The organism is Roseibacillus persicicus (genome assembly GCF_014651675.1).
GTDB lineage: Bacteria > Verrucomicrobiota > Verrucomicrobiia > Verrucomicrobiales > Akkermansiaceae > Roseibacillus > Roseibacillus persicicus.
The window spans coordinates 61419-74556 of record NZ_BMXI01000022.1 but is presented as its reverse complement, the minus strand read 5'-3'; the positions used below and the strand labels follow the sequence as shown (position 1 = coordinate 74556).

The 13138-nt window shown below is 53.9% G+C and carries 9 protein-coding genes; 6 read left to right on the top strand and 3 right to left on the bottom strand.

Features of this window, described 5'->3' with window-relative positions; all coding sequences use genetic code 11:
- Positions 1 to 80: 80 nt before the first annotated feature.
- Both IE099_RS19560 and mcrC read left to right on the top strand, forming a co-directional pair.
- The gene (locus IE099_RS19560) at positions 81 to 764 is read left to right on the top strand and encodes an AAA family ATPase (protein WP_189574115.1); all 684 of its coding nucleotides are present in this window, start codon (positions 81 to 83) and stop codon (positions 762 to 764) included.
- A 12-nt stretch (positions 765 to 776) separates the two neighbouring features.
- Complete coding sequence (mcrC, locus tag IE099_RS19555) at positions 777 to 1811, top strand: 5-methylcytosine-specific restriction endonuclease system specificity protein McrC (protein WP_189574111.1); 1035 nt, start codon at positions 777 to 779, stop codon at positions 1809 to 1811.
- Positions 1812 to 2114: 303 nt separating this feature from the next.
- On the opposite strand, the gene IE099_RS19550 is transcribed toward mcrC, so the two are convergent.
- Together IE099_RS19550 and xylA are read right to left on the bottom strand one after the other, a co-directional pair.
- A complete protein-coding gene (locus tag IE099_RS19550) occupies positions 2115 to 3002 on the bottom strand; it encodes a sugar phosphate isomerase/epimerase family protein (RefSeq protein WP_189574108.1) in 888 nt (295 codons plus the stop codon).
- 5 nt (positions 3003 to 3007) lie between these two features.
- Positions 3008 to 4318, bottom strand: a complete 1311-nt coding sequence (gene xylA, locus IE099_RS19545) for a xylose isomerase (protein WP_189574121.1) — start codon at positions 4316 to 4318, stop codon at positions 3008 to 3010.
- A gap of 257 nt (positions 4319 to 4575) precedes the next feature.
- Here xylA and IE099_RS19540 point away from each other — a divergent pair, with 257 nt between their 5' ends.
- Together IE099_RS19540 and IE099_RS19535 are read left to right on the top strand one after the other, a co-directional pair.
- Positions 4576 to 8121: a hypothetical protein gene (locus IE099_RS19540; RefSeq protein WP_189574105.1), complete on the top strand. Its 3546-nt coding sequence runs from the start codon at positions 4576 to 4578 to the stop codon at positions 8119 to 8121.
- A gap of 40 nt (positions 8122 to 8161) precedes the next feature.
- A complete protein-coding gene (locus tag IE099_RS19535) occupies positions 8162 to 8872 on the top strand; it encodes a hypothetical protein (protein WP_189574102.1) in 711 nt (236 codons plus the stop codon).
- Positions 8873 to 9194: 322 nt separating this feature from the next.
- Here IE099_RS19535 and IE099_RS19530 read toward each other — a convergent pair whose 3' ends face one another.
- Positions 9195 to 11084, bottom strand: a complete 1890-nt coding sequence (locus IE099_RS19530; RefSeq protein ID WP_308428538.1) for a rhamnogalacturonan lyase — start codon at positions 11082 to 11084, stop codon at positions 9195 to 9197.
- 289 nt (positions 11085 to 11373) lie between these two features.
- On the opposite strand from IE099_RS19530, the gene IE099_RS19525 reads away from it, so the two are divergent.
- Both IE099_RS19525 and IE099_RS19520 read left to right on the top strand, forming a co-directional pair.
- Entirely contained in the window at positions 11374 to 12144 is a 771-nt protein-coding gene (locus IE099_RS19525) for a rhamnogalacturonan acetylesterase (RefSeq protein ID WP_189574099.1), read from the top strand.
- Positions 12145 to 12211: 67 nt separating this feature from the next.
- Positions 12212 to 13120 carry a TIM barrel protein gene (locus tag IE099_RS19520; RefSeq protein WP_189574096.1) on the top strand — a complete coding sequence of 303 codons (909 nt, stop codon included), beginning with the start codon at positions 12212 to 12214 and terminating at the stop codon, positions 13118 to 13120.
- Positions 13121 to 13138: the final 18 nt, after the last annotated feature.

The following is a 13138-nucleotide window of genomic DNA, read 5'->3' as shown; positions in this document are numbered from 1 at the left end:
GGAATCCTGAAGGGGGTCGTAACCCTTCAGGCCTATCTTTAGGTGATTAAACATCGGGGACATGATGGCTTTATCGCCTCATGTCCCCAATCTTTGATGAAGAGCCCTTCATCCAAGGATATCGTCCCGATGGAAAGGGAGGGTTCGAGCTCCGAAACGGCATTTTCTTTGAACTTTGCAGAACGGCCCAAGCCAATCCCGAACAGAGTTACTTCCTCGTCATTGATGAGATTAACCGAGGCAATCTGAGCAAGATCTTTGGTGAGCTCCTCATGCTGATTGAAGCCGACAAGCGGAATCCCAATCTCGCCCTCCAGCTCACCCACACCAGGGACCCCGCTGACAAGTTCTACGTTCCCAACAACATCCATCTCATCGGGACCATGAACACAGCTGACCGTTCGCTTTCGGTAGTCGACTATGCCCTGCGGCGTCGCTTTGCCTTCATCACCCTGGAGGCGGAATTCCAAAGCCCGAAGTATTCTGAATTCCTTGCCGGACGAAAAGTTCCCGCGAAATTCATTCGCCCTCTGATTCAGGCTCTAACAAACCTGAACGACACCATTGAAAAGGACAAAGCCCTCGGCAGCGGATTCAGCATCGGACACAGCTTCTTCTGTCCACCGGTGGGACTCACCGACTTCGAATCCTGGTATCGCAAGGTGGTCCAATTTGAAGTGGTTCCCCTGCTCTCGGAGTATTGGTTGGATGAGTCGGAGAAGGTGAAGGCGGAAGCGGAAACTCTTCTGCGAATCCTCGACTAGGGTCTTACTCTCATGCCCCAAGATATCCCCATCCAGAACGTCTACTATCTGCTGTGCTATGCATGGGACAAACTGGACGTGGCTGGCACGATCGATGTCAGCGCGGAAGACAGCCAAACTCTCGACGACCTTTTTGCCAGAGTGCTCATCAACGGGACCGACTATCTGGTCCGTCACGGGTTCGACCGCGACTATATCCTCGAACGGGAAAAGACCCCAAAGCTCCGTGGTCGAATCGACGTAGGAGCCAGCATGCAGCGCCAGACCTGGAGGCAGGGACGAATGGTCTGCGAGTTCGATGAATTTAGCTACAACGTCCTGCACAACCGTATTCTGCGAACAACCATCGAGCAAATGCTTCGCTGCAGTCGGCTGGACCACAAGCTGGCGGATCAACTGAAACAGAAGTTGCAGCTCATGGGTGAAATCGAAAGCATCGTGCTCACCAAGCCGCTCTTCCGGCGGGTCCGCATTCATCGCAACAATCGGCAATACCGCTTCTTGATGAGTGTCTGTGAGCTCATCTACGACTCCCTCCTCCCCACCGAAAATCAAGGAGAATCCCGCTTTCAGAATTTCCTTCGAGAAGAGAAAGCGATGGCCGCTCTTTTCGAAAAATTCGTAAAGACGTTCTACAGCCGCCACTCGGACTTCGAAGTCAGTGCCCCACACCTGCATTGGAGCCAAGACGGGCCCAGGGAAAGCCTGGACCTCATCCCCCGGATGGAGACGGACGTCGCGCTCGAATCCGCCGAGCGCCAGATTGTGCTGGATTGCAAATTCTACAAAGAGGCTTTCAAAGCGAAAGGAACCGCCTCCGCCCGGTTCAACTCGAACCATCTCTATCAAATCACCGCTTACCTCCGAAATGCCGAGCGCGAGAAGGGATGGAGTAATGTGGAAGGCATTCTCCTCTACCCCGCAGTCGCTCAGAACTTCCGCCACGATCTCCAGCTAGACGGCTACCGCCTCCAAATCGCCAGTATCGACCTGGACCAGGATTGGACGGAGATTCATCACGGTTTGATTACTCTCCTTGAAGCATGAAAAACGAACAACACGAAAACACTCAATCCCCACAAGTCCATTGAGCAGTTGGCCACTTGAGCGCACAGCTTTGGAAGCTCGACGGGAAAGTTCTCGACCTGGAACTTTCGCGCCTGTGGCTTCCTTTCACTCTCTGATTCTTGGCTCCGACAAAAATAGCTGACTCCTCTTGATGACGACACGTTCGGACGAGCAGAGATATCAATCTTGCTCGCCGAACACGCCTCCAACCTGGCGATCGCCGACGAACCACGCAGAAGATCTCGGCGCTCAGGGACGCTCCTCTCTGTGATTCATCTCCTGCTAACCGACGAGGCAGCTGCTTTTTGATTTCTCCGCAGCTTGGTGATCGAACAAGGAGTGCAGAAACTGCAGGCCTTGCGCTGCAAACTCATCCTGCGTCTCGGTGAACTTTTTCCATATGCAAACAGCGCCCGCGAGATCGCGGTTCTCTGGAGTGAAGGATTCGATCACGACTTTGCCGTCATAATTGATATCGGCCAAAGCGTCACGAAAGTCGCCCCAGGGAGTCAGGCCCGTTCCAGTCACTCCACGATGGTTCTCAGACACCTGAACGTGGATCAAATCTTCGCCAGCCGCGCGAATTGCATCGCCCATGCTCGCCTCCTCAATAGTCATGTGAAATGTATCAATCATGACCTTGGTCGCCGGATGGTCGACAGCGCGCATCATCCGCAAGGAGTCCTCCGTCAGATTGACCATATCGGATTCAAAACGGTTGATCGCTTCGATAGCGATCTGAAGATTTCGAGCCTCGGCTTCAATGCTAACTTTACGCAAGTTCTCCACGGAGCGATTCCACTCCGCCAAGCGTTCCTCGGGGGGCAGCTGTCTCGCCTTTCCAACCTCCGCATACATCGGTCCGGCAAAGAACCCGGCGCCCACTTCATTACACAGGTCCAGACACCCCTTGATATAGTCCAGAGTAGCCGCGACGACTGCCGGGTCATCACTCGATAGGTCCCGCCCGGGCCCGAAGGCTCCGCAAACCGTGGCCTCGAGTCCCTCATCATCCAACACCGCCCTCACCTTTTCTCCATCGACAATTGCAAGGTCTTCAATCGGGAGCTCGACACAATCAAAGCCAAGTTCCTTGATGGTTCGAAAGAGCCCCAATGACTCATTGGAGAAGGGTGAAGTCCACAGCCAAGTACTAGTTCCAAATTTCATTATGATTAGAGATAACGGTTGAAGAGGTTTTCCAAATATTCCTGACGTCCACTCGCGAGTTGCGGAGCGTCGATTCCACGAGCATAGGCATCGAGAGAGTCCAGACTCGCTTTCCCCGACTCGATCTCGGCACCGGTTCCGGTGTTGAAGCTGGCATAGCGATGCGCGATGAAGTCGGAGAACTTTCCGTCTTCAATGATTTTCGCCGCAATCTTCAGTCCCCGCGCAAAGGCATCCATCCCTCCAATGTGGGCGTGAAAGAGGTCTTCAGGCTCATGGGATTCCCGCCGTCGCTTGGCATCGAAGTTCAAACCACCTTTGGTGAAACCTCCCATCTTTAGAACTTCCAACATTACGCGTGTGGTCCCGTAAATGTCGGTTGGAAATTGATCGGTATCCCAGCCCAACAGCTCATCACCCCGATTGGCATCGATGGAACCAAGGGCACCAGCCCCGATGGCTGTTTGCAGCTCATGCTCCATGGTGTGACCCGCGAGGGTGGCGTGGTTCGTCTCAATGTTGAGTTGGAAGTGCTCCAACAAATCGTATTCCCGCAGAAAATTCAAACAAGCCGCTGCATCCGAATCATACTGGTGAGTGGAGGGTTCGCGCGGCTTGGGCTCGATGAAGAATTGGCCCTCAAATCCAATTTTCTTGGCATGGTCAACTGCCATATGAAGAAAAGCCCCAAGGTGATCCAGCTCCCGCTTCATGTCGGTATTGATGAGTGAGCCATAGCCCTCCCGACCTCCCCAGAACACATAGCCCGTCCCCCCAAGGCGATGGGTGGCTTCCAAGGCGTGTTTCACCTGGCTGGCGGCGTAGGCATAGACCTCGGCGCTCGGCGAAGTAGCGGCGCCATGGGCGTAGCGGGGGTGACCAAACAAGCAGGCCGTGCCCCATAACAGACTTTTACCCGTGCTTTGCTGATAACTCTCCAACTCCTCCACCACCCGAGCAAAGATCTCATGGGTCTCATCAAGGGTCTTCCCCTCCGGCGCAATGTCGCGGTCATGAAAGCAGTAGAGATCGATATCGATCTTATCCAAAAATTCGAAAAAGACCGGAACCCGGGCCAGAGCATTGTCCAAGGAATCGGTGCCATCGTCCCATGGCATCAAGGCCGTACCCGCCCCGAACGGGTCGCTCAACTCATTGCGCATTACATGCCAATATGGCGCGGCAAATCGTAAGTGTTCCCGCATCGTTTTACCTGCCACCACCTCCTCGGGGTTGTAGTGAGTGAAGGCAAAGGGGTTGTCAGAATCGGGTCCTTCATAGACCACCTTGGGGATATCGGGAAAATACTCTTTCATCATTACTCGCAATTTCATCATGGGCTTCGCTCAACCCAACAAGGGTTCAAAAATAGGAGAAGACGAGAAAACAGACAAGTAAACTCCGCAACATTTCCCTATTTTAGGGCAAAAACACACTCCCGACAAAAAACGCCTGTCGCAATCATACAAACAATAAAGACAAATAGCACAATCATCCTACCTCGACCGGTGCTTTACTTAGTCAAGACAAAGCCGCCGCAGGCAGCTTTCTATTCATTGAAATCAACGAACCTATGAAATCTCCGCTCTCTCATTCCGCAACAGGTCAATCTGGTGGATTTTCACTGGTTGTGACGATCACGATGATGATCCTTCTATCACTCATCGCTGTCGGACTTCTAAGCCTGTCTTCGATCACCATTCGCGACTCACAGGCAGGTCAGGCCGAGGCCCTCGCCAAATCCAATGCTCGTCTGGCGCTAGCCCTCGCGATTGGCGATCTACAGAAGCATTTGGGAAGTGACCGCAGCGCAACCGCCCAATCCTCTCTTATCAACGCACAATCCACTGAACCTAATCTTGTCGGTGCATGGGAGACTTATCATTGGGACCCTGAGCAAGGAGGAAGCCCCGACTATACCCAGAAGAAACAGAACTTCAGAAAATGGTTGGTTTCCGCACCAATGAGTAAGGCTGAAAACCTCGACTTCCCCAGCGCACCCTTGGATGCCCCCATCCGGCTGAGTTCTCCCACTCCGTCTGTTTCAGGGTCCGCCCCTTTACGAGCCTCCTTGGTTCCGATCAACGATTCGGAGGGCGTCTTGACCGGAGGCTATGCCTATACCGTGGTGGACAATAGTATGCGTGTTCCAATCAACATCGAGGAACAGGAGCCCGAGAACATTGGTGAGCTTATCGCCCATCGTTCCGCCCCGGCGCGGAGTCGAGTGGAAACCCTAGTGACAGAGCTCGACCCGGACAGCCGTGGTGACCTCCATAAGATCAACACCCTTGAGACCCTCGGACTTATCATGGATGAAAGCACCTTTGAGGAGAACAAGGAGCATCTTACGGCTCACTCGCTCACCCTATTGACCAATCCCATCGACGGAGGATTTAAAAAAGACCTTACCACTGCGTTTGAAGACGACGGGAACGGTATAGACTTCAAGCAAACCTTCGGAAGCGATTCACTCTACTATCAGCCCAACGATGGAGCCCCTACCTGGGCCTACCTCAAAGACCACTATCAGCACTATCGGAGCTTTTCAGATGTGGCTGGTGGCACCCCTAAGTATACATTCTCCCGCAACGAGCTCCGGGGTAGTGCAAGGGGGACGGATCCTTCTCCCGAAGAGGAGACGCTTCTGCCGGTCATCGCCAAAATGCAGATCATCTTCTCCCTGGTGGCCCACGAGGCTCTCAATGTCGACAACCGGCGCCAAACTCTAGATACCAAAGCAATTCCACGAGGATACCGCAACTACGGCTGCCCCAATCTCGTCTACGACCCCGTTATCACTCTCTACAACCCTTACGATGTCGCACTTCAGCTGGACCAACTGCGCATTCGGGTTTGGGATCCTCCAGTTGCCTTTGGCTTTAAGAAGAACGAAGTCTACCTACGCAGTGAACACAACGACGGCGACTATCACGGCATTGCCCGTTTCCAAATTGCAAACCAAAGTGACCCTGACGCCCGCAAATGGTTTACCTTTGTCCTCAGAGAAATGCGGGGACGAAACCCTGGCAACCCTCTCACGCTCGAGCCTGGCGAGGTCAAAGTTTTCTCCCCTTGGGTTGAAAACAACTGGAGCTGGCAGCTGGAAACCTCCGGAGGATATAGCCCCCGGGCATTCTTCGATTGGAATGCTGGCCGTGAATTGGGTAACAAAGACAATCGCACTAACAATCAGATGGGGGTCGAAACTGTGCCCGGATGGGATGTGAGGGCAGGCTTGCAGACAGACCACTTGGCTATCTCTGGCAAAAGGCCACCCGGCACGATCTACCCTTGGGAACGAGGAACCGGATTCGACGGTGCCGGTTGGCTGGCGATTCACCTCAATGATACCTTTGGAGTGACTGCCAAAGCCCAGAGAACCATCACCGAACGGAATTCTCCCGACTTCCAAGTCGACCTCCTGGCTGGCAGAGACCCCACTGCCGAGCGCGATGTGCTCCGCAGCTACAAGTTCCGTTTCGGCGACGTCTCCTCGGAGATTTCTACTGATGACAGCACTGATGAAATTGAGCGAACCTTCCGGGTGCGGGACCTCATGCAAAGGGACACCGACCGTTCCGCCGGTGGCAAGAGTCCCTTCGCAACGCTCACGATGACCGCCAAGACAACTTCTGATTCCTCGGATTATTCCAAGCCATGGGTCTACAGTCACCCAGTGGTTTCGGGCGCGGATCAGGACACCACTCGTGTGGGAAATGCTCTCGACACTTACGACTTGCGATTCGAGGAGGTGCAGGACTTCAACACCTTGCCTGGCGTCGAACTCAATCCCACGACCAATCAGAGCTTCTATGGAGCAAGTAGTTCGAGCCATGGGGGATCCACCCACGTCCCCATGTTTAAAGTTCCGGTCGTCCCTGCCAGCAGCTTGGGTAGCCTCTTGCACTCCAATCTGGATCCCAGCTCAACCTTGCCACGCGTGCCCCGCCCGTTGGGCAGTTCTTGGGCTCACCCTCTCCTCCCTTCCAACGGGATTAGCACCCAACTCTCGGGAACGAATTTGGACCAGAACACTCACGGTAGTGGTATTCTGTTAGACCACTCCTATCTCATCAATGATGCCCTGTGGGACCGCACGTTTTTTTCCACCGCGGCCTCTTTCGACTCCCCTCTTCTGGACCCCCTCAACCGAGCCAACCTGTTGGAAGACTTTTTCCAAGGAAACACTCGACTTCTCAATCCGCGCCTCACTCCCATAAGTTCGAAAGAATATGCGAGTACGGATTTAGCGGAAGAATTGGATCAACTCAGTGAGAGTGAGTTCATGAACCGAATTGGTGGCACAATGGCCATCCGGGGAGGCTTCAACATCAACACCGACTCGAAAGCCGCTTGGCAGGCGGTGCTCACCTCTCTGCGGGATCAAGAGGTTGCAGCTTGGGGAGGCAATACTTTCGGTTCTTCCGGGCGGACTTCGTTCCCCAGACACGGCTTCTCGCTCGTCGATGACCAAGGTTCCAATGAAGGAATCACTCCGATCGGCATCGCGGAATGGGCCGGCTACCGGTCACTCGATGATGACGATATCGACACCCTTGCAACGAACATTGTGAACCAACTACGCCTGCGCGGCGACGAGGACCAAGCACCCAATATGACGGTAGCGGAGTTCGTCAATCGACGCATCACCCGAGAGGGAGATCTCCACAGCTTGAAGGGCATTCTTGAAAGTGCCATCGAAGCCTCCGGCTTCAATCAAGGTGCCCTCGACGACTACTCCAAATCAATCTCCGAGGCCTCAACTCCGCCGACAATGATCAGAGGGGTAGCCCACGGTCAGGCTTACAATGGGGAAACCGCAGAGGGAGCGCCCCCCATGCTTTCCCAGTCAGATCTACTTGCTCCTCTGGCGGCAATCATGACCACTCGGGGCGACACCTTCCGTATTCGAGCTTATGGGGAAGCCCGAAACGGCAAGAACGCTCCCATTGCGAGAGCTTGGTGCGAAGCCGTTATCCAAAGAACACCCGACTACCTGGACCCATCCGACCAACCGCATCTCCGCGAAGATGAACTCCAAAGCGAAACGAACGTTAAGTTTGGCCGGAGGTTCATCGTCACGAGCTTCCGCTGGCTTTCTTCCGAAGAAGTCTAACAACAGCTCAGATTACACAGTGCCTATTCTCTAACAAGCCATGAACCTTCCTTCTCTCTTCATCACCCTTCTCTTCATCCCGGCCACCTTGTTTGCCGAGGAGACGCGCACCATCTCCGTGCGAGGACTTTCGATGCTACTCAAAGAGCCGCTAGCCACGGTCTATGCCCACTCGATCACAAGCACTGAAGAGACCGCAGCATCAGAAGTTCAGATCAAAAAATATCTCAACCACGAGCGAAACCAAATCATGGTGAGCGGAGACAAAGTCGTCTTCACCACCGATCCTTCTCGGGAAAGTATCAACGATTCCTCCAAGGTGGTCGCCAAGACCACTCTTCCGGAAGCAAACTCTCTCGTGCTTCTATTCCTGCCCGGTTCAGGTAAGGACGGCGCTCCCAAAACGTCTCTTCTCCCGATTGACGACACTTTGAGGGAATTTCCGACCGGTGGATTCAAGATCATCAATTTGAGCCCGCTTCCGATGAAATTTAAACTCGAAGAGAAGGTCTACGACGTAAAGCCCCACGATCATATCGTAGTCGAAGACCCTCCGGTCAATGAGCGCAATGCAAGTTCCATGGAAGCGATCGCGCTTCGGAATAAAAAGGTCGAGACGGTGGGGCAAACAGTTTGGACTCACCCTGGCCCCAAGCGGGTTTTTCAAATCGCATACTACAATCCGAGAACCGAGAAGATCGAAATCCGAGGAATTCGGGATATCGCGCCGGAGCCTCCGGAGTCGGAGTGAAATTGAGGCAGTCGTTTCGAACCTCTGAAGTTCACGGCGTCTGGCCTGCTAAGCCCAAACGAGGGCAAGCTTCTCCGAGCCGCCAGAAGGAAGACACATCATCCTCACTCTCCGAGTAGGAGCGGAACCAAAAACGGTCATCGCCCGACCTTGGAAAGGTGCTCTGGTAGCTGACGAGGGTTCACAACTCCCTTTTACGGGAACAAATCCCGCTTGGCTGATACACGGGCAAAAATTTCCAAAACAATCCGCTGAGCTTCAAACGGTCTATCTCCGTTGTTCAGCGTTCGTTAGAGCCACCTTTCCGCCTCCAAGAAAATACTCATTCGGATTCCTGAGAGGGTTCAGGCAGTTTTGAATGAACGAGTTCGATATGAGGTGCGGCAGGGGCCGCCATCCCTTCTCCTAGATAGAAACTAGGATGTGGAGGTTGATTGTAGCCCACGTTCTGCCAAGCGAGAGCAAGACGGTATTGAGAATCGTGCAGCAAAGTCCGAATCCGGGTCTTCGTTTTTTCCGGAGTAGTGAATATGCGCAGCTTGGTCTTATCCTTGGAGTATAGAATCAGTTCCTCGCGCCAATCTCCCAAGATATCCCCCGAAAAACAAGGGTTGGCCTTAGTCCCCTTGATGCCGCGAGTATCGTATGCGGTGGGAACGTTGTAGAGACTGAGGAGCCGGGTTGACCCCTCCCCGGTCCATCGTTCGAGAACCGGACTTTCTCCTGATCCGCTGGCGGAGGCAAGAAACTCACGCTGAAGACTTCCTGTCCACCAGACAAGGAAGCCCATCATCTTGTTAGAATATCTCCCCTTAATCTGAGTTCCGTCCGTATTATAAACTCCCCCTCTCGCGTGAGACCACAATTGGTATCCGGGGTAGCGGGAATCGATATGCGCGGCCACCCCACGAGCCACATCACCAGCATTCTTGTGCTCCAAGAGAATTTCTCCCGTAGCCGCATCTCGGTAGGTAGCACCTCCGGCCGCAGTTTCATGCGGCATCCACAACTCCAACCCCGGGCGATTCGGATCCATGTCGGAGACATGAAGGGCATCTCCGTGGCCCAAGCCAGTCGTGTAGAGGCCTGTCCCATCATCATCGACAGTCATCGAGCCATACACGATTTCGTCTCGGCCATCGGAATCGACGTCCGCCACACTGAGTTGATGATTGCCTTGCCCCGCATAGGAGGAATGAGCCTCGTCATTGGTGTCGAAGACCCATCGCTGCCGCAACTTCCGGTCGACAAGATCCCAAGCGGCCAAAACAGTTCGCGTGTAATATCCACGGCACATCACCACACTGGGCTTTCGACCGTCCAGGTAGGCTACCCCTGCCAAGAAGCGGTCGACCCGGTTCCCATAGCGGTCTCCCCAGGAGGAGACACGCCCTCTTCCGGGAATATAGTCCACGGTATCAATGAACTCACCAGTCAGTCCATCAAATGCACTGAGATACTCCGGACCATTCAGGATACGACCATCGCTATTCCGGTAGTCCGCTGTCGCACTTCCGAGAATGGTGCCCGCATTGTCTTTCGTGCCATCAGCGGTCTTGCAAACAACTTCAGCGCGGCCATCACTATCGAGATCGTAGACCATGAACTGGGTGTAGTGTTCCCCAGCCCGGATGTTCATTCCGAGGTCGATACGCCAGAGATGAGTGCCATCGAGCTCATAGCCATCGAGAATAACCTTTCCAGTATAGCCAGCCTGTGAGGGGTCTCTGGATTCGGAAGGATTCCACTTTAGGACGATCTCGAGTTGCCCGTCACCATCGAGGTCCGCAACGCTAATATCACCCGGCGCGTAATCGTAGGTTCGCTCCCCAGGCAGGATTCCTCCGCCAGGCCTTTGTAAAGGAACCTCGCTGAAGTAGCTATTCCAGACATCAACTGGACTAGAAGCTGGCAACTCTTTGCCATCGAGCACTGCCGACACGCTGTAGGAATCACGGGAGGTGCCATCGTCGTCAAAAAAGTTAGTTGAGTCGCTGATTGGCCTCTCGTTCACCCTCGAATCATTGCGATAGACATTGTAGGTAATCGAATTCGGCTCAGTTCCCAGCATGCGCCAACCCACGTAAACTCCTTTGTCCGAGGGCACGGCTATCACTCCCCGGTCGAGCCTTTCCACCAATCTTTGGGCAGGTGAGATCTGGCTACCTAAAAGCAACAGAGGCAGCAGGAAAGAACTGGTTCGTTTCATCATCACAAGTGCAATCTTGAAGGGAAAGGCCCCGGCAGAAATCCATTCCTAGACTGTTTGAAATTCAGCCGGACGACCTAATGACGAGGGAGGCTTCAAGAAGCGCGGTCTAAAATCATAACGCATCGCAGCCTGAGAAACTAGGAGGCCTGCCTAGCCTTTTGAGTAAAATAGCGACAACCACCTCCTTGATCGCGCTCTCTCTGTCGCCTTCGCACACAAAAGGCCGGACTCCACGCCTAGACGGCTCAGGCGATTCGCCTAGGATTGCCGAGGCTGTTCTTTTCGACTCATGTATATCCGACTCCTTCTCTTTCTCGCTCTCACTTTCAGTTTATCAGGTCAACCCACTCTCTGGATCATTGGAGATTCTACCGTTCGCAACAACACGCGGGGCCAACAAGGCTGGGGCGACCCTCTCGCCGAACAATTCGATAGCGATCAGATGACCGTCACCAACAGAGCCCTTGGGGGCAGAAGCAGCCGGACTTTTCTTACGGAAGGTCGTTGGGAAGAAGTGCTCACCAAGCTCAAGAAAGGAGACTTCGTCCTCATTCAGTTTGGCCACAACGATGGCGGAAAGATGTTTAGCGGCAATCGCCCTCGCGCCAGCATCAAAGGCAATGGAGACGAAAGCACCTCCGGGGTGGTCGAGGAGACTGGGAAAGAGGAAGCGGTGCACTCCTACGGCTGGTATCTCCGAAAATACTGCCAGGAGAGTATCAACAGAGGAGCCACCCCTATTGTCTGCTCTCCCATTCCCCGCAACATCCGAGGAGCAGATGGAAAGTTTCACCCCGACGAGACTGCCTATGCGAAGTGGGCTAAAGAAGCCGCGCAAGCAACGGGAGCATCATTCATCCCACTCAACGCCCTCCTCTGCCAAGCATTCAACCAAATGGAGAAAGACGAGGTGGACAAGATTTTCTGCGAAACCGACCACACCCACACCAGTTCCCGTGGCGCGACATTCAACGCCCGCGTCGTCGCAGACGCCATCCGGCAACTCCCGAACTCCTCCCTCGCACGCAGTCTCAAGTCACCTGCGCATGCCGGTAAGTAGGTTCGCTCAGCAGTTCTCCTTTCTCTCTTCAAAGCATCACAAGCCCTTCATATTCTTACTAAAAACCATGAAACGACGAAACTTCATCACCACTACTGGTACTGCCCTTGCATTGGCCGGCGCAAGCAAAGGACTCGCTCAGGAAGCAAGCGAGACCTCCGAAACCACAGCGCCTTTCAAAGCGCTTTTTGCACCTAACGCAAGCCACTTTGGAGGCGGTGAAACAATCGACAGCTACCTCGATGCGATGAAGAAAGCATACGAGAACGGATTCCGAGCGTGGGAGGACAACTGGCTGACCCGTCGCCCTGTCTCGGACCAAGAAAAGATCGGGAGCTTTTTGCGCGACAACCAAATGACCATGGGTGTCAGCGTGGTCACGACCGGCAGCGGTGCCCGCTGGTTTGACCCCACGAAAGAACAGGTCGACCAAATCATAAAAGATTGCCACACCGCAGTGGAATTGTCGAAGAGAGTCGGTCACAAGTGGTTCACATTAATCCCCGGCTCCCGTGACGAGAGCAAACCACTTCCAGCTCAGATGAAAGGATGCGTGGACCTACTGAACCGATGCAGCGACATCTTCGAGAAAGCCAACCTCATCTATGTATTGGAACCCCTCTCTCATCCCTCGAGCGGAAAGCCTGTTCTGCTGCGAACATTCAAGGACGGTTTCGACCTCTGCAAGCTCGTCAATCGTCCCTCGTGCAAACTGCTTGCGGACTACTATCATCAGCAGCAGACCGGTGGAGACCTCATCAAAAACACGAACGATTGCTGGGAGGAGATTGCCTACATTCAATACGGGGATGTTCCCGGACGTAAACAGCCCGGAACAGGCGAAATCAATTACGCGAATGTGACCAAGCATATTCGCGACAAGGGCTACCGCGGCGTTTTCGGTCTTGAACACGGCATCTCAGGCACGGCAGCTGACTTGGTGAAGTCCTATCGCGAGATCGATGCCGCGCTCTAACACCGTCGCCAAACAATC

Excerpts from the sequence above, each read along its gene's own strand:
- IE099_RS19520 (WP_189574096.1), top strand. The coding sequence starts at position 12,212 with ATGAAACGACGAAACTTCATCACCACTACTGGTACTGCCCTTGCATTG.
- IE099_RS19540 (WP_189574105.1), top strand. The coding sequence starts at position 4,576 with ATGAAATCTCCGCTCTCTCATTCCGCAACAGGTCAATCTGGTGGATTT.
- IE099_RS19530 (WP_308428538.1), bottom strand. The coding sequence starts at position 11,084 with ATGATGAAACGAACCAGTTCTTTCCTGCTGCCTCTGTTGCTTTTAGGT.
- IE099_RS19535 (WP_189574102.1), top strand. The coding sequence starts at position 8,162 with ATGAACCTTCCTTCTCTCTTCATCACCCTTCTCTTCATCCCGGCCACC.
- mcrC (WP_189574111.1), top strand. The coding sequence starts at position 777 with ATGCCCCAAGATATCCCCATCCAGAACGTCTACTATCTGCTGTGCTAT.
- xylA (WP_189574121.1), bottom strand. The coding sequence starts at position 4,318 with ATGAAAGAGTATTTTCCCGATATCCCCAAGGTGGTCTATGAAGGACCC.
- IE099_RS19525 (WP_189574099.1), top strand. The coding sequence starts at position 11,374 with ATGTATATCCGACTCCTTCTCTTTCTCGCTCTCACTTTCAGTTTATCA.
- IE099_RS19560 (WP_189574115.1), top strand. The coding sequence starts at position 81 with ATGTCCCCAATCTTTGATGAAGAGCCCTTCATCCAAGGATATCGTCCC.
- IE099_RS19550 (WP_189574108.1), bottom strand. The coding sequence starts at position 3,002 with ATGAAATTTGGAACTAGTACTTGGCTGTGGACTTCACCCTTCTCCAAT.